Origin of the sequence: Prochlorococcus marinus str. MIT 9401, assembly GCF_000760095.1 — a bacterium.
Taxonomy (GTDB): domain Bacteria; phylum Cyanobacteriota; class Cyanobacteriia; order PCC-6307; family Cyanobiaceae; genus Prochlorococcus_A; species Prochlorococcus_A marinus_I.
Genome location: NZ_JNAR01000009.1, coordinates 26,425 through 42,520 on the forward strand (window position 1 = coordinate 26,425; position 16,096 = coordinate 42,520).

The 16,096-nt window shown below is 33.2% G+C and carries 18 protein-coding genes; 11 read left to right on the top strand and 7 right to left on the bottom strand.

Annotated features, from left to right (window positions below):
* Positions 1–42 precede the first annotated feature (42 nt).
* A complete protein-coding gene (locus EV01_RS05475) occupies positions 43–1,608 on the top strand; it encodes an NAD(P)H-hydrate epimerase (RefSeq protein WP_032518248.1) in 1,566 nt (521 codons plus the stop codon).
* 140 nt (positions 1,609–1,748) lie between these two features.
* Positions 1,749–2,690, top strand: a complete 942-nt coding sequence (locus EV01_RS05470; RefSeq protein ID WP_032518249.1) for an RpoD/SigA family RNA polymerase sigma factor — start codon at positions 1,749–1,751, stop codon at positions 2,688–2,690.
* A 1-nt stretch (position 2,691) separates the two neighbouring features.
* Here the strand turns inward: EV01_RS05470 and pdhA are convergent, their stop codons facing one another.
* On the bottom strand, positions 2,692–3,729 hold the full coding sequence (pdhA, locus tag EV01_RS05465; RefSeq protein ID WP_032518250.1) for a pyruvate dehydrogenase (acetyl-transferring) E1 component subunit alpha: 1,038 nt from the start codon (positions 3,727–3,729) through the stop codon (positions 2,692–2,694).
* A gap of 148 nt (positions 3,730–3,877) precedes the next feature.
* On the opposite strand from pdhA, the gene EV01_RS05460 reads away from it, so the two are divergent.
* From EV01_RS05460 to EV01_RS05440, 5 genes are all read left to right on the top strand, one after another.
* A complete protein-coding gene (locus EV01_RS05460; RefSeq protein ID WP_032518251.1) occupies positions 3,878–5,983 on the top strand; it encodes an IMS domain-containing protein in 2,106 nt (701 codons plus the stop codon).
* A gap of 47 nt (positions 5,984–6,030) precedes the next feature.
* Positions 6,031–7,509: a signal recognition particle protein gene (gene ffh, locus EV01_RS05455; RefSeq protein ID WP_032518252.1), complete on the top strand. Its 1,479-nt coding sequence runs from the start codon at positions 6,031–6,033 to the stop codon at positions 7,507–7,509.
* Between the two features lie 54 nt (positions 7,510–7,563).
* Positions 7,564–7,932, top strand: a complete 369-nt coding sequence (gene rpsP, locus EV01_RS05450; RefSeq protein WP_032518253.1) for a 30S ribosomal protein S16 — start codon at positions 7,564–7,566, stop codon at positions 7,930–7,932.
* A gap of 33 nt (positions 7,933–7,965) precedes the next feature.
* On the top strand, positions 7,966–8,922 hold the full coding sequence (locus EV01_RS05445) for a PhoH family protein (protein WP_032518254.1): 957 nt from the start codon (positions 7,966–7,968) through the stop codon (positions 8,920–8,922).
* 72 nt (positions 8,923–8,994) lie between these two features.
* A complete protein-coding gene (locus EV01_RS05440) occupies positions 8,995–9,732 on the top strand; it encodes a Bax inhibitor-1/YccA family protein (protein ID WP_032518255.1) in 738 nt (245 codons plus the stop codon).
* Between the two features lie 51 nt (positions 9,733–9,783).
* On the opposite strand, the gene EV01_RS05435 is transcribed toward EV01_RS05440, so the two are convergent.
* Positions 9,784–10,311 (bottom strand): hypothetical protein, encoded by a 528-nt coding sequence (locus tag EV01_RS05435; protein WP_032518256.1) that lies wholly within the window; start codon positions 10,309–10,311, stop codon positions 9,784–9,786.
* Positions 10,312–10,349: 38 nt separating this feature from the next.
* Between EV01_RS05435 and era the strand changes: the two genes are divergently transcribed.
* The 4 genes from era to larB are packed head-to-tail and all read left to right on the top strand — an operon-like array spanning position 10,350 to position 13,577.
* Positions 10,350–11,264 carry a GTPase Era gene (gene era / locus EV01_RS05430; RefSeq protein WP_032518257.1) on the top strand — a complete coding sequence of 305 codons (915 nt, stop codon included), beginning with the start codon at positions 10,350–10,352 and terminating at the stop codon, positions 11,262–11,264.
* Positions 11,261–12,481: a tRNA (guanosine(37)-N1)-methyltransferase TrmD gene (trmD, locus tag EV01_RS09350; protein ID WP_072013477.1), complete on the top strand. Its 1,221-nt coding sequence runs from the start codon at positions 11,261–11,263 to the stop codon at positions 12,479–12,481. Before era ends, trmD begins: the two co-directional genes overlap by 4 nt.
* A complete protein-coding gene (locus EV01_RS05425) occupies positions 12,478–12,924 on the top strand; it encodes a TIGR03792 family protein (protein WP_032518258.1) in 447 nt (148 codons plus the stop codon). Before trmD ends, EV01_RS05425 begins: the two co-directional genes overlap by 4 nt.
* Positions 12,921–13,577, top strand: a complete 657-nt coding sequence (larB, locus tag EV01_RS05420; protein WP_032518259.1) for a nickel pincer cofactor biosynthesis protein LarB — start codon at positions 12,921–12,923, stop codon at positions 13,575–13,577. The genes EV01_RS05425 and larB overlap by 4 nt, the downstream gene beginning before the upstream one ends.
* 4 nt (positions 13,578–13,581) lie before the next feature.
* On the opposite strand, the gene EV01_RS10015 is transcribed toward larB, so the two are convergent.
* The 5 genes from EV01_RS10015 to ribF all read right to left on the bottom strand — a co-directional run.
* Complete coding sequence (locus EV01_RS10015; RefSeq protein ID WP_275040835.1) at positions 13,582–13,713, bottom strand: hypothetical protein; 132 nt, start codon at positions 13,711–13,713, stop codon at positions 13,582–13,584.
* Between the two features lie 67 nt (positions 13,714–13,780).
* Positions 13,781–13,948 carry a hypothetical protein gene (locus EV01_RS09705; protein WP_193741424.1) on the bottom strand — a complete coding sequence of 56 codons (168 nt, stop codon included), beginning with the start codon at positions 13,946–13,948 and terminating at the stop codon, positions 13,781–13,783.
* A gap of 112 nt (positions 13,949–14,060) precedes the next feature.
* Positions 14,061–14,270 (bottom strand): sulfur carrier protein ThiS, encoded by a 210-nt coding sequence (thiS, locus tag EV01_RS05415; RefSeq protein ID WP_032518260.1) that lies wholly within the window; start codon positions 14,268–14,270, stop codon positions 14,061–14,063.
* Positions 14,260–15,315: a thiamine phosphate synthase gene (locus EV01_RS05410; protein WP_032518261.1), complete on the bottom strand. Its 1,056-nt coding sequence runs from the start codon at positions 15,313–15,315 to the stop codon at positions 14,260–14,262. Before EV01_RS05410 ends, thiS begins: the two co-directional genes overlap by 11 nt.
* A gap of 7 nt (positions 15,316–15,322) precedes the next feature.
* The coding region (gene ribF / locus EV01_RS05405; protein WP_032523289.1) for a riboflavin biosynthesis protein RibF at positions 15,323–16,096 on the bottom strand (774 nt) is incomplete at its 5' end.

The window sequence follows — 16,096 nt, forward strand, 5'->3', positions numbered from 1 at the left end:
GTTTAAAATTTTGAACTGAACTTCATTTGCTTTGTACTCATTATGAATGAAATTGTATGGCCAACAATTGACTCTGAACATTTAATTGTTGATTCAAAGCAAATGTTGATATTAGAGGAAGAAATGTTTTCTGATGGAATGCCACAAGAAGCATTGATGGAAAAAGCTGGTATGCAAATTAGTGGATGGCTCTTCAAAAAGAAACCTCTTCTCAAACATGGAATAACTGTTGTTATAGGTCCTGGGCATAATGGTGGTGATGGTGCCGTAATAGCTAGAGAGCTTTTTTTAAAAGGTTTTTATGTTCAGGTATGGTGCCCATTCCCGATAAAAAAAACATTAACAAATAACCACCTTAATTATCTTACATCTATTGGTGTCACAAAATTAGTAGAGCCCCCCGATGCAACAGGGAAAGAGCTTTGGATTGATGCAGTTTTTGGTAGTAATCAAACAAGAAAAGTTGATAATAAATTAATTGAACTATTTAATCAAAAATTTCATAATAAATATGGCAAGGTAATAAGTATTGATATCCCAACTGGATTATGTCCTGATAAAGGAGAGCCTTTTTTAGATAATGCAGTAAAGGCAGACTATACATTGGCCATTGGTCTTCATAAGATTGGTTTGACCCAAGATTCTGCTTTACCTTTTATTGGAGAATTGCACCATATAGATGTCGGTGTACCTATTAGTAAACTTTCCAAATTTGATAAAAAGATTTTTAAGGTTACTTACAAAGATTTAAAAAATATTGATTTACCCTCTCTACCAAAAAATTCCAACAAATATCAAAGAGGTAGAACATTATTAGTAGCTGGAAGTGAGAAATATCCTGGCGCTGCGTACTTAGCATTAAAAGGGGCTATATCAAGTGGAGCAGGATTCATCTCTGCGGTCCTCCCAAATTTAGTTGCAGAATCTATTTGGCAAGTAGCCCCTGAAATAGTTTTAAAGGGAACTATGCAATGTAATCAAAATGGTGATGCATCCTTATTCAGTGCATTAAAGAAAATTGATTTATCTGCATATGATTCATTAGTAGTAGGTCCAGGTATTGGTATTGACAACGATGATTGGCAAAAATCAAAAGACTGCCTTATGGATTTTGGAGGATTATTGATCCTGGATGCAGATGCACTTAATAGAATTTCTGAATCTAAGTTAGGGTTAAATTTCTTTTTAGAGAGAAAATTTAAAACATGGATTACACCACATAGCAAAGAATTTCAAAGGTTATTCCCCAATATCAAATCTGATACCAATTTAGGTCTAGCTCTTGATGCAGCAAAAGAATTCAATATTAGTATTTTGTTAAAGGGAGCTAACAGCATAGTGGCTGATAACAAAAAAGTATGGCAACTTTTTGGAACCGATTCTCAGACGGCTCGAGCTGGACTGGGTGATCTTTTATCTGGATTTTTAGCAGGCAGTTCTGCGATTGATTTAACTTTTTGTAGAAATATAACAACTGATTTTTTTGCTAAATACGTACTTATGCATTCATTCGCTGCATCAAAGTGCAAAAAAGGATCAAATGCTTCTGCTATTGGTGACGAATTGTCAAAATTAATGAGAAATATAAAAATGAGACAAATATCTTGAAAGAAACAATTAAAGAGAGTTATTTATAGTTTTTAACACATAAGTGTACAAATATTACTTGAAATCTGAAGCGCGCATTAAATATTCGGCTATTTCCAAAAATATATAGGAAAGTTTTAATACCTCATTGGGTCAAAAAAATGGCTTTATCAGTACCATCACAAGCAGAACCACAAAAAAGAAGAGGTAATGATCCAATTAGTTGGTATTTGCAAAATATCGGTAGAGTCCCTTTATTAACACCTGCTGAAGAGATTGAATTGGGTAATCAAGTCCAGAAGATGATGATTCTCACAGAAGATGGTCAGTTAAATGAAAAAACAAAAGAATTTTCAAAGGAGCAAAAAAGATCAATAAAAATAGGAAGAAGAGCTAAAGATAGAATGATGAAGGCTAATTTAAGATTAGTTGTCAGTGTGGCAAAAAAATATCAAGGCAAAGGACTTGAACTTCTTGATTTGGTTCAGGAGGGCTCTTTGGGTTTAGAGAGGGCTGTTGAAAAATTTGATCCTACAAGGGGATATAAGTTTTCCACTTATGCTTTTTGGTGGATTCGACAGAGCATGACAAGAGCAATTGCTTGTCAATCACGGACTATCCGTTTACCTGTTCATTTAAGTGAAAGGTTAGCATCTATTAGAAAAGTTAGTAGGGACTTAGCACATAAACTCGGTGCTATGCCAAGTAGAATTGAAATTGCAGAGGCGATGGAAATTGATGTTGAGGAATTAGATTCTGTTCTTAGACAAGCCTTATCAACAAGTAGTTTGGATGCACCAGTGAATGGCGATGATGGAAGGAGTTTTTTAGGTGATTTAATTGCAGATAGTAATAGTGAAGAACCTTTAGATCAAGTTGAGCAGAAAATGCATCAAGAACAACTTGGGAAATGGTTAAGTCATCTAAGTGAGCAAGAGCAACATGTTCTCAAATTAAGGTTTGGACTAGATGGAAATGAAAGACATACCCTTGCCGAAATAGGCAGATTATTAGAAGTTTCTAGGGAAAGAGTTAGACAAGTTGAACTGAAGGCATTAAGAAAATTACGAAATTTAACAAGAAAATTACCCAGTGGTATTTAACTTAATCTTCGGCCCAAATATATTTAGTGAGTTCTTCTGAAGGTGGTTCAGGTGCTTCTATAGCATTTTTAACTGACTCAGAAATCTCTGCATCAATTTTCTTTTCGATAATTTTTAGTTCTTCTTCAGTTGCAAATTTACCATCAATGATTTCTTGGGCTAATTTCTTAATTGGATCTCTTTTCGCCCAAAACCCCTTCTCTTTTTCAGATCTTAATTCATCTGGATCTGCGAGAGAATGTCCTCTGTATCTATAAGTTAAGCATTCTAAAAGTGTGGGCCCTTCTCCTGCTCTAGCACGCTCAATTGCTCTTTGCGCTGCCCCTCTCACTGCTAATACGTCCATTCCATCAACTTCCTCACCTTGCATCCCAAAGGCAGACGCTTTTCTCCAGATTTCAGGATTGCTAGTAGCTCTATCGTGTGCCATACCAATAGCCCATTTATTATTTTCAACAACAAAGATTATGGGCAATTTCCATAATTGAGCCATATTTAAACATTCAAAAAACTGACCATTATTGCAAGTCCCATCTCCAAAGAATGCTGCAGTTACCGAATTACTACTACTATCACCAGCAACCTCCTTTTTGTATTTACTTGAAAAGGCCGCCCCTAATGCAACTGGAATTCCTTCTCCAATAAATGCATATCCACCTAACAGGTGATGCTCTCTTGAAAATAGGTGCATGGACCCCCCTCGGCCTTTGCTGCAACCTGTAGCTTTACCAAAAAGTTCGCTCATCACTTCAAATGAGGGAACACCAGCACTTAGTGCATGAACGTGATCGCGATAGGTACTACAAAACCAATCATGTTTCTTTTCCATAGCGCCAATCACTCCAGTGCTTATAGCTTCTTGACCGTTATATAAATGAACGAAACCAAACATTTTTCCTCTGTAATACATTTCTGCACACTTATCTTCAAATCTACGACCAAGCGTCATGTCTTCATAAAGAAATAATCCGGTTTCGCGATCTAGTTCGGCTTTTTTCATGTCTTGAAGATTTGAAATCCTCTCTACGTGTGTTTCCAAAAAAATACCTTAATGAAGTTTTGATTTGTTAACATTCTAAGCTGTGAAGGTCAATTTTCATGATTTTTTTTAATAACTCTGTAAGACCTTATGAAAAAATTTTTTAACTTGATAAAATTTGTCTAAGAATTTTCAATAGGATATTTGTTTGGAACTTCCATTAGACCATTTTCGTTTAATTGGCGTAAGCCCCTCTGCAACACCTGAGGAAATATTAAGGGCGTTTCAATTACGATTAGATAAAACGCCTAATGAAGGTTTTACATACGAAGTTTTAACCCAAAGATCTGAATTGCTTCGCCTCACTGCTGATTTACTCACAGATCCAGAAAGCAGGAGAGAGTACGAAAATTTGTTACTAGACGGGTCATCAGGTTTAGATTTTTCTTCAAATAGAGAAGTAGCAGGTTTAATTCTTCTTTGGGAATCGGGTTCCCCAAAAGAAGCTTTTAAAATTACAAGAAAAGCATTGCAGCCGCCACAAACTCCAGCTTTAGGTAGTAGTAGAGAAGCTGATTTAACTTTATTAGCTGCTTTAACAGCTAGAGATTCTGCAATTCAAGAACAACAGCTTAGATCCTACTCAAACGCTGCTGACTTTTTACAAGAGGGTATACAGCTTCTTCAAAGGATGGGAAAGCTTATAGACATAAGAAAAGAACTTGAAGAAGACCTGATTGCGCTGCTTCCCTACAGGATACTAGATCTTCTTAGTAGAGACTTAAGTGAACAGGAGTCACATAAGAAAGGGTTAAGTATGTTGGAAAATCTAATAATCAAAAGAGGCGGCTTGGAAGGAAATAATAAATCTGAATATGGAGATTATCTAAATCAGCAAGAATTTGAGGCTTTTTTTCAACAAATTAAACCATTTTTGACAGTACAAGAACAGATAGACTTGTTTCTTGATTTACAAAAAAGAGGATCATTAGAAGCAGGCTTTTTAGCTTTTCTATCTTTAACAGCAATAGGCTTCTCAAGAAGGAAACCGGAAAAATTATTTGAAGCGAGGAAAATACTAAAGAGACTTAATTTATCAGGTCTTGATTCGATGCCTCTTATTGGTTGTCTAGATCTGTTATTGGCAGATATAGACCAGGCCTCTGCAAGGTTCTCCAGCAGTTCTGATGAAAAATTACGAGATTGGCTCAATAATTATCCTGGAAATAAATTAGAAGCAATATGCATTTTCTGTAAAAATTGGTTAGAGAATGATGTTTTAGTTGGGTATAGAGATATCGATTCAAAAGAAGTTGATTTAGATTCTTGGTTTGAAGATAGGGAAATCCAAGAATTTATTGAGAAATTAGATAAGAAATCAAATAAAATTGCATCTAGATCAAATTTTCAAAACCAACAAATTGAGAAGGAATCTTCTCCAAAAAAGACTGAAGATTTTGATAATTTATTAGGTAATATTGAAGAAAGAAGATTACCTTGGCCTGGTGGCATAAAACAAGATTATGAAAAGATTGATACCAAAGAAATAGAATTCAATGAGGAATACTTTAAGAAAAAACCAATAGAGTTTTATAATTTTTTAATTGAAAAAATTGCTGAACTAAAGTTTAGTTTTGGGGAATTCTTAAAGGATAAAGAGATTATTAATCGGTCCCCTTATTTAGTTTATATTTATGCGTTTTTGATCTTATTTTCATTTGGTATAGGTATTGGATTTTTAAGAAATAATTTTAAAAAATCTATTCAGGACGAATCTATTGTTGAAAATCCCTTAATTTCGATAGAAAAAAATCAAGAGCCTAGTAAGAAAGATATTATTCAAAAAATTAAAAAAAATCCTTCAAGTAAATTGAATTCTATTCCTGGGAAATCTATTTCAATTATTTCTGATGAATTCAAAGAACTTAATATAGCTTCACCTTCTTTGGAAGATTTAAGGAATTTAATTAATGGATGGCTTCTAAGTAAAAGTAATTACTTAGCGGGAAAGAGTGAAATTAATCTTTCTAAGTTTGTTAGTAAAGGTCTAATCGATAGAACAATCGAAGAAAGACAGAATGATATTAAAAAGGGAATTTATAAAGAAATTAACTCCCAAATTAGTAAGATAGATTTGGAATCGCAAACTTCATCTCGGATAGTTGTTTTAGTTGAATTGAATTATCTAGAGAGAATAATAAAGAATTCTGGAGAGTTTGTTAATGAGACATCATTGAATCCCCTTAAAGTTAAATATATTTTGGGTTTTTCAAATAAATCATGGAAATTAGTTGATTTCGTGAGTGGCTTGTAATTGTAAACTTCAAGATCATCTATAATAATTAAAATTACTTTTTTATAATGTTTGATGAACTCTCGTCACGCTTTGAAGACGCAGTAAAGGGTTTAAGAGGCGAAGCGAAAATTAGTGAAAATAACATTAACGATGCCTTGAAGGAGGTAAAAAGAGCACTCCTTGATGCAGATGTTAGTTTGTCTGTAGTAAAAGAGTTTATAACAGATGTTAAAGATAAAGCTATTGGAGAACAAGTAGTTAGGGGGGTAAACCCAGGTCAAAAATTTATAGAAGTTGTAAATAAAGAATTGATTAACATTATGGGGAATGAAAATTCTCCATTATACGAAAATGAAAATAGTCCTACAGTCATTTTGATGGCTGGACTTCAGGGGGCGGGCAAAACAACTGCAACAGGAAAATTAGGACTTTATTTAAAGGAAAAAGATAAAAAAGTTCTTCTGGTGGCTGCAGATATTTATCGACCAGCAGCTGTAGAGCAGCTTAAAACATTGGGAAGTCAATATGAATTGGAAGTTTTTTCAGCTAAAGAAAAAAATAGCAAACCAGAAGAAATAGCAAAGGAAGCATTGAATTTTGCTAGTGAAAATGATTTTAATTCGATAATTATTGATACTGCAGGAAGACTACAAATTGATGATGCCATGATGAGTGAAATGGTTCGAATAAAAGAAGTTTCTAATCCTGATGAGGTTTTGCTTGTTGTTGATTCAATGATTGGGCAAGAAGCTGCAGACTTAACAAAGTCATTTCATGAAAAAGTAGGAATCACAGGGGCGATATTAACTAAGTTGGATGGTGACTCAAGAGGCGGAGCTGCTTTATCAATAAGAAAAATAAGTGGTAAACCAATCAAATTTATAGGTGTAGGTGAAAAAATTGAGGCACTGCAACCATTTCATCCAGAGAGAATGGCTAGCAGAATTTTAGGAATGGGCGATGTTTTGACACTTGTTGAAAAAGCACAAAAAGAAGTTGAACTTGCTGATGCAGAAGCGATGCAAAAGAAACTTCAAGAAGCGACTTTTGATTTTAATGATTTTGTAAAGCAAATGAGATTAATTAAAAGAATGGGTTCACTTGGTGGATTGATTAAATTGATTCCTGGAATGAATAAAATAGATGATGGGATGATAAAAGATGGAGAAGATCAACTTAAGAAAATAGAATCTATGATCTCGTCAATGACTCTTGAAGAGAAACAAAAACCCGAAGTTCTTGCCGCTCAACCCTCCAGAAGACAAAGGATCGCTCAGGGTAGCGGTTATGAAGCAAAAGATGTAGATAAGGTATTAGCTGATTTTCAAAGAATGAGAGGTTTTATGAAACAAATGTCTAACGGAGGAATGCCAGGAATGGGTGGAATGCCAGGAATGGGTGGGATGCCAGGAATGGGTGGAATGCCAGGAATGGGTGGCATGCCAGGAATGGGTGGGATGCCAGGAATGGGTGGGATGAGTGGTAATAAGCCAATGAAAAAACAAAAAAATAATAAAAAGAAAAAAGGTTTTGCCGATTTATAGTTTCTATATCCTTACCTTTAAATGATATTATTATTAAAAACGCATTAATTTAAAATGATTAAATTGCGCCTTAAGCGCTTTGGAAAGAAAAAAGAGGCAAGTTTCAGAATTGTTGCATGCAATAGTACTTCCAGAAGAGATGGTAGACCTCTACAAGAACTAGGTTTTTATAATCCAAGAACTAAGGAAACCAGGCTTGACACAGAAGCTTTAAGAACAAGACTCACTCAGGGTGCTCAGCCAACTGATGTTGTAAGAACTTTATTAGAAAAAGGAGGTTTATTAGAAAAAAAAGAAAGACCCTCTATTGCAATAGGTAAAGCAAAGCTAGAGAAGGAAAAATTAGCTAAGGCTAAAACTAAAGACGAAGAAAATGATAGTAGTAAAGCTGAAAGCGAGACTAATGAAGCTGAAAGCAAGTGATTTGATAAATTTTTATTCTTATTCAATAACTAGATGAAGGAAGTTTCCAAAACTGGTCACTTCAAAATTGATTTGCCAAGCTCTGATGCTGCTACAGCATTATCTGGACCTGGTAATTCTTTCTTAAAAAAATTTGAGTCTCTTACAGGAGTTTCTTTAACTATAAGAGGCTTACAACTTGAGATGAACGGTGTCATATCTAAAATTGAGAGAGCCTCTGCATTAGTAGAACTAACAAGACCAATTTGGGAACAAGGGTTAGAAGTCCCAGAGGTAGACCTTAAAGCTGCTTTAAGTTCTTTAAATATGGGCGAATCGTCTTCACATGCTGAACTTGGGAAAAAAATTCTTGCGCGTTCAAAAGAGGGAAGATTTTTAAGACCAAGAACTATAAGGCAAAAAGAATATGTTGAATCAATTGAAAACTTTGATCTTACTTTTGCAATTGGCCCAGCTGGAACTGGTAAGACATTTTTAGCAACTGTTTGCGCGGCAAGGCTATTGAACGAGAAAAAAATTGAAAAAATTGTTTTAACCAGACCAGCTGTAGAAGCTGGAGAGAGTTTGGGATTTCTGCCTGGTGATTTGCAACAAAAAGTTGATCCATATTTAAGACCCCTATTTGATTCTTTACATAGTATTTTCGGGTTTGATAGAACAAATTCGTTAATTGACAAGGGAATTATTGAAGTTGCTCCTTTGGCATTTATGAGAGGAAGAACCTTAGATAATTCTCTAATTATCTTGGATGAGGCACAAAATACTACTTGCTCTCAAATGAGAATGTTTTTGACCAGACTAGGAGAGAGGTCAAAAATGGTTGTAAACGGAGATATTACACAAATTGATTTAAAAAAAGATCAGCAAAGCGGCCTCATTGAAGCATCGAGAATTTTCTCTGAAACAGAAGGTATAAAAATTTGTTATTTAAATATTGAAGATGTAGTTCGTCATCCTTTAGTTCAGAAAATTATTGAGGCTTATCAATAATTTTATAACTCTGGAGATCCGTACCCTGAAATTTTAAAAATCAAGTAGAATAAGGTCATATTTAATAAAAAAATGCCAGCAAGTAGTAATTTTAATCAAGCTATTCGTGAAGCACAAACTAGTGCAATTGTTGGACCTAATGTTGTTCAAAAAGCCTTACCTTATGTAGGTGGAGGTATGGTTCTAACTTCTTTAGGCGTTTTAGCAGGTGTCTCACTCATAGCAACAAATCCTGTTCTTTTCCAGCCTCTTTCTATAGTTGCATTAATTGCAGAATTGATTTTGTTTTTTGTAGCCACAAGCGCTGCAAATAATGCAAATAATGCGAAGGCCCTGCCCTTGTTGACAGGATTTAGTTTGTTAACTGGATTCACCTTAAGTGGAATAGTTGCTTTAGCAATAGGAACAATTGGTATCGGTTCTGTTGGAACAGCTGCCTTAGCTACTGGTATAACTTTCGTTATAGCCTCTTACACCGGCCAAAGAATGAGTGATAGTGTTGGTCAAGCACTAAGTGGAGTAGTTGGTCTTGGATTGATAGGACTCCTAATAGCAATGTTTGTCCAATTAATTGGAGGATTCTTTGCTCCAGGAGTTTTTGGAGGTTCAGGACTCGAATTGATAATTGCAGGATTTGGAACTGTCTTATTTGTTGCAATGTCTTTCGTCGATTTCTATACAATGCCAAGAAGATATAATGATGATCAATACCTTGCAGGGGCTTTAGGTATGTATTTAACTTATATAAATCTTTTTGTTTTTATTTTGAGATTAATGATTGCCCTACAAGGCGGTGGAAGAAGAGACTAAACACATTACTTAAATAACTAACCGAAAGCGTAGATTTGTTTCTACGCTTTTTTATTGTGCGATATCAAGAATTTGTTTTTTTATGAATTCCTTTTGGTCTGAGTCATACTTTACTGAATTATCAAAACTATTGCCCATATCATCTAAGTCTCTAAGGACTTTATTGACCAACTTTGTAACTGACTTAGTATCTAGTAGTCTTAAAATGGCCTTGCATCTATCTGAAATGTTTTCTGATGATATCTCATATTCATGATTATTATCTCTTCGATGAATAATAATTTGAGCGGAACTCATTATTAAATTTTTTAATACTATTTCTGTTACAGCATCACCACCTTCGTTCAGTTTGTAAATTAGTGAAAAAGGAAGTTTATCTAACAAAAAACAATCTTTATCTGATAAAGCGTATGCAAAAAATCCTCTTAGCCCATTTCTTGTTTTAGTTAGCTCTGCGATTCTATCTGCTAAAACCTCCTCGCTGAGAAAATCTTCGCCCCACTCTTTGCACCATTGTGCGGATATGTTTATTGCTTGTGTGAACGAAGCTTTTTTTAAATTTATGGTTTTTTTTTCCATTTTTGATCAGAATTTTATTATTGATGCATTAAAAGTCTTTGGCCAATTATAGATCTGGATTTGTAACTTTACTAGGAAGGCCAAATGTCGGTAAATCTACTCTAATAAATAAATTGATTGGAGAAAAAATAACAATTACTTCTCCAATAGCGCAAACTACTAGAAATAAATTAAAAGGAATACTTACTACAGACAATGGGCAAATAATTTTTGTTGATACTCCAGGTGTTCATAAACCTCATCATCGACTTGGAGAGATATTAGTAAAAAACGCAAAATCTGCAATTAATGGAGTTGATATGGTAATTTTTGTAATTGATTCAAGTGAGGAACCTGGTAGAGGTGATGAATATATTTTGAATTTTCTAATCGCAAATAAAACTGAGTTTATTGTGGCATTAAATAAGTGGGATTTGGTTGATAAAGAATTTAGGAATTTACGATTAGATCAATATAGAAGATTTTTTGGAATTAATAAAAACTTTCAAATTGTAAGTGCTTCTCAAGGAGAGGGATGTTCTGAACTAGTCGATATGGTACTTAATTTCCTTCCGGAGGGACCAAAACTTTATGGCGAAGAGACCATTTGCGACCAACCATTAGATAACTTATTATCTGATTTAGTCAGAGAGCAGGTATTGAAAAATACAAGAGAAGAGGTACCTCATAGTGTTGCAGTAAAGATAGAAAAGAGAGAGAAAATGAAAAGAAAAAATGGCAAAGTTTTCACAGCTATTTTGGCTACTATTATTGTTGAAAGATCAACTCAAAAAGGCATTCTTATAGGAAAGAAAGGTTCAATGTTAAAAATGATTGGTCAGTCAGCAAGATCAAATATGTCAAAATTAATTGATGGTCCAGTTCACCTAGAGTTGTTTGTGAAAGTTATTCCAAATTGGAGAAAAAAAGAATCAAGGTTAATTGAGTTTGGTTATGAGGAAAATTCTAGATGAGTTGTTTTAATTTTGATGTAATTACATTGTTCCCTAAAGCTTTTGAATTAATAAATAATTTAGGGGTTATAACAAAAGCTCTAGATAAGAATTTGATCGATGTAAATTTACATGATTTGAGAGAATATGGCGAAGGTTCTTACAGACAAGTTGACGATAAGCCTTATGGAGGAGGAGCAGGTATGGTATTAAAACCTGAACCTATTTATAAGGCATATGAATCAATTAGAAAATTACTTAAAAGTAAAACTTTGCTGATGACCCCACAGGGTAAAGTTCTAAAGCAAAAGGATCTTGCGAGATGGTCCACTTTGGATCAAATAATAATTATTTGTGGTCAATATGAAGGTTTTGATGAAAGGATTAGATGTTTAGCTGATGAAGAGATATCGATAGGCGATTATGTACTTTCTGGAGGTGAAATACCTGCTATATCAATAATTAACGGTTTGACTAGATTACTACCAGGAACTCTTGGTGATCCTAACTCCTTAGTTGATGAAAGTCATAATTCTTCTTTATTAGAATATCCTCAATACACGAGGCCATTAACTTTTAAAGATATGAAAGTGCCAGATATTTTAGTGAGCGGTAATCATGAAGAGATTAAATCGTGGAGAAGAAGAAAAAGTTTTGAAAGAACATTGGAGAGAAGAAGTGACTTAATTTCAAATGAAAACTACAAAAAATCCCCAAAAAGTAAGAGAATAATAAAAGAAAATAATCAATTCATGAAATTTAGAATAGGTAATGGATACGATATTCACAAACTAGTAGAGGATAGAGATTTAATTATTGGGGGTGTAAAATTGCATCATCCTGAAAATTTAGGTTTAGACGGTCATAGTGATGCTGATGTTTTAAGTCACTCAATAATGGATGCATTATTGGGAGCACTCTCGTTGGGTGACATAGGAAAGTATTTCCCCCCATCTGATGAAAAATGGAAAAATGCTGATAGCTTGTTTTTGTTATCAAAAGTAATTGACTTGATAAGACAAGATGGTTGGGAAATAAATAATATTGATAGTGTTCTTGTTGCTGAAAGGCCAAAAATAATGCCACATATAAAGCTAATGAAAAAAAACATTTCTGAAATCTTAAATATTGATGATAATTTAATTGGGATTAAAGCAACTACCAATGAAAAATTGGGTCCAGAAGGGAGAGAAGAGGGTATAAGTTGCCATTCAGTAGTTCTACTTGAGAAAAAATGAGATTTAATTTAAATTTGAAAAAAAAAATTCAAAGATTTTGTTTATTATTGATTTGCTTAGTAGTTTTAATTTTTCAATCTGATATTCCTAATTTAAAAGCTCTTACAATGGATAATTTTCAAAGTGAAATGGTCATAGAGGAATTAAGACTTAAAGTACCTGCCAATGTAAAAGCAGCTTGGTTAAATGCTGAAAAAGAAATATGGGAGCCATGGTTATCTTCTCAAGATGGTTTTTTGGGAAGACAATTATTTTGGGATAAAGAAAAAGAAGAAGCTTTAATATTGGTAAATTGGAAAAGTAAGAAATTATGGAAAAGCATACCTATGTCAGAAGTAAATGTAGTTCAACAAAAATTTGAAGATAATATTAAAGCTGCTCTAAATGTAGGCGAAAATCCTTTTGAATTGATTTATGAGGGAGAATTAGATAAGCAAAGATGAATTTTGATATCAAGTTTGATTTTCAAAGAAGAGATAGGCTTGGACTCATTGAGGCTATTTGGGGGCAAGATAAGAGTATCGACCAACTAGAGAGATTATCTGAAAATGTATTAAGTAAAAATGAGGTTGTTTTTATTACTAGGATTAATAGTGAAAAGGCTAATTATCTTTTAGATTTGTATGATGATGCACGATTCTATGAAGAAGCAAATTGTCTAACAATTGGGAAAAATCTGAATAAAATTTGTACGAATAAAAAAGTTGCTATAATTTCAGGCGGCTCAAGCGATTTGGCTGTAACACTTGAAGCCCAATTAGCACTTGAAATTTATGGAGTGAATTGTCAATCTTTTATAGATGTTGGAGTAGCCGGACTTCATCGATTGATGAGTCAGTTAGAAGAAATTAATAAATATGATGTACTAATAGTTTGTGCTGGAATGGAAGGAGCTTTGGCAACGGTTGTCGGTGGATTGTTGGCACAACCCATAATTGCAGTACCTGTCTCAGTTGGATACGGAGTTAGCAAGGATGGAGAAACTGCATTAAATAGTATGTTGTCAAGTTGTTCTCCAGGCATTGCAGTTATGAATATAGATAATGGTTACGGAGCAGCAATGGCGGCTCTCAGAATTATTAAAAGTATTTCCTAAATAATTACTTTTTTTCTATTTCTAATAGGTTTTCTATCCATAAATTAAGTTGCTTTGATAGCATTCCTTCTTCTCTCATTTTTATTGCTTTTATCACGACTTCTGTATTTACCCATTCAGGAAATTTTTTTGGCATTTATTTTCATATTCAGTAATTTTAATTTGGTACAAATTTTTATAAAAACAAGATCTAAGTAACAAATTTAATCTTTTATGTTTGATTTTGTACCTAATCTGGACAGCTCAGATGATGTATGTTCACTTTCTACATTTTTTAATCTTTCAATTAGCTCAGAGAGATCTTTATGTGCTAACTCACCATTTTGCTCCCATTTAAGGGACCTGGAATTACTATTAATTTTTTCTTTCATTGTAATACTTAAGTATTAAAAATATAAAACGGAAACAGGAGAAATTTGGTTATTGTTTCAAGCCTAAACTTAAAAAATTATGAAGATTTCTAATGTATAAAGAATTTATCCTTTAACCACCGCCAACTATTGAAACGATTTCTAAATTATCACCATCTTTAAGCTTCACTTTTTCCCATCTCACTGAATTTATAATTGAATTATTTAACTCCACTATAATTGTGTTTGGTTTATATCCCATATGGTAAAGAGCTTGAGATAGTAGAGCATTCTCTTGTTCAAGTTCTATTTTTTTTTCTTCTCCATTTACCTTAATTTTCATGAGATAACTCTTTTATAATCATAATAGCCTCTTCTTTAGGATCTTCAGAATTCATTAATTGCGAAACTAGGGCAACTTTTTTCAACCCATTTCTTTTTAAATATGAAATATTATTTGACTTGATTCCACCAATAGCAAACCAGGGAATATTTAAATCCTTTGTTAATGTTTTGATATTTTCAATACCTAAAGGTTTTTTATTCTTTTTTGTTGTCGTTTCAAATACTGGTCCTATTCCTATGTAATTACAACCCTCCTTAAGAGCATTTGAAATATCAATTGCATTATTTGCACTTATACCGATAATTTTTGAATATCCTAATATTTTTCTTGCGGTTTTTAAGTCTAAATCGTCTTGCCCGAGATGAATTCCATCCGCGTTAGATGCTAGAGCTATATCAAGTCTATCGTTTACGATAAACAAAGAATTATATCTTCTACATAGTTTTTTAATCTGAATTGCTTCTTGTAGATGATCTTGATCAGTTCCAGTTTTAAATCTATGTTGAATAATTTTTACTCCCGCAATTAAAATATCTTCTATTATTTCTAATAAATTGTCTTTTTGATCTGTGATTACATATAAGTCATTTTCTTTTAATATTTCCTCCGACTTCTTACACTTGCTGTAATTCAATAAGTCAATTTCAATAGTATAAATTTCATACCTAATTCCCGAAGCTATTTTTGAAAGCTCATAATTATGTATCCTTGAGAATTCTTCTATGACTCTTAATGCTTCTTGAACTCTCCCTGAATTAGAACTTATAATTTGCTCAGGAGTTTTTCTTTTGATTTGCTCTTTATGAGTCAATCCTTTGCATTTGTCCTCAATATGATTCCTAGATTCTTTATAAACATCTAGATGATTTTTTCCTAAAATTTGTCTGAAGTTTTTTATTCTTTCAACATATTTTTCTTTGCCTAGAGCAAATCTAGCCCAATCTTCTAGTACTCTTAATCCTTCTCTAGCTCTGTCTAGATTAGCGTCAATAATTTGATAAATTCTTAAATCTTCAGAATTTGTGGTATCGAAATTTTGCATTTGAAACTTATTTTTTGTTCTGTTTTAAAATTCTTAGAGCATTATCTCTATCTTCTTTAATTTGATTAGAAAGTTGATTTATATTATTGAACTGGATTTGAGATCTAAGCTTTTCAACTGGTTCTACAGTTAGATTTAAACCATATAGATCTATGTCTTTATTAATTATGTGCACTTCAACTGCAGATGGTAATAAAGGATTTATTGTTGGTTGAGAGCCAAGATTCATAACAGATTTAATTTTTTGGTTGGAATTTTCTATAGTTGTCCAAGCAGCGTAGACTCCTTCTCCAGGTAAAAATTTTCTACCATCTATTTCAAGATTTGCGGTAGGCCATCCTATACTTTTCCCAATCCCTTTACCTCTAACAACCTTTCCGTTAAAACTGTAAGGCCTGTTAAGCATTTTGGAGGCATTTTTCAGGTCACTTTTATCTAAAAGATCTCTTATTCTACTGCTGCAGATTCTTCCTTCTTTGTCTTCTAAAATTGGAATAATTTTCAGTTTTATATCTGTATCTTTAATTGTATTTTTTATTGTATTTATGTCTCCACTTCTTCTAAACCCAAATTTAAAATTAGCACCCACAGAAATGTTTTTTGCTTGTAATTGATTTATTAAAATATCTTTCACAAATATTTCTGCACTTAATTTAGATAGTTCCTTGTCAAAAGGAATCAGAACTAATTGTTCAATCCCGAGATCTTCAAGAATAGGTAGTTTTTCATGAGGAAGATCAAGTCTAAGACGCACTTCTTTGTGTAGCACTTCTTTGTGTAG

Excerpts from the sequence above, each read along its gene's own strand:
- EV01_RS05475 (WP_032518248.1), top strand. The coding sequence starts at position 43 with ATGAATGAAATTGTATGGCCAACAATTGACTCTGAACATTTAATTGTT.
- EV01_RS05470 (WP_032518249.1), top strand. The coding sequence starts at position 1,749 with ATGGCTTTATCAGTACCATCACAAGCAGAACCACAAAAAAGAAGAGGT.
- ffh (WP_032518252.1), top strand. The coding sequence starts at position 6,031 with ATGTTTGATGAACTCTCGTCACGCTTTGAAGACGCAGTAAAGGGTTTA.
- rpsP (WP_032518253.1), top strand. The coding sequence starts at position 7,564 with ATGATTAAATTGCGCCTTAAGCGCTTTGGAAAGAAAAAAGAGGCAAGT.
- EV01_RS05445 (WP_032518254.1), top strand. The coding sequence starts at position 7,966 with ATGAAGGAAGTTTCCAAAACTGGTCACTTCAAAATTGATTTGCCAAGC.
- EV01_RS05440 (WP_032518255.1), top strand. The coding sequence starts at position 8,995 with ATGCCAGCAAGTAGTAATTTTAATCAAGCTATTCGTGAAGCACAAACT.
- EV01_RS05435 (WP_032518256.1), bottom strand. The coding sequence starts at position 10,311 with ATGGAAAAAAAAACCATAAATTTAAAAAAAGCTTCGTTCACACAAGCA.
- trmD (WP_072013477.1), top strand. The coding sequence starts at position 11,261 with ATGAGTTGTTTTAATTTTGATGTAATTACATTGTTCCCTAAAGCTTTT.
- EV01_RS05425 (WP_032518258.1), top strand. The coding sequence starts at position 12,478 with ATGAGATTTAATTTAAATTTGAAAAAAAAAATTCAAAGATTTTGTTTA.
- larB (WP_032518259.1), top strand. The coding sequence starts at position 12,921 with ATGAATTTTGATATCAAGTTTGATTTTCAAAGAAGAGATAGGCTTGGA.
- EV01_RS10015 (WP_275040835.1), bottom strand. The coding sequence starts at position 13,713 with ATGCCAAAAAAATTTCCTGAATGGGTAAATACAGAAGTCGTGATAAAA.
- EV01_RS09705 (WP_193741424.1), bottom strand. The coding sequence starts at position 13,948 with ATGAAAGAAAAAATTAATAGTAATTCCAGGTCCCTTAAATGGGAGCAA.
- thiS (WP_032518260.1), bottom strand. The coding sequence starts at position 14,270 with ATGAAAATTAAGGTAAATGGAGAAGAAAAAAAAATAGAACTTGAACAA.
- EV01_RS05410 (WP_032518261.1), bottom strand. The coding sequence starts at position 15,315 with ATGCAAAATTTCGATACCACAAATTCTGAAGATTTAAGAATTTATCAA.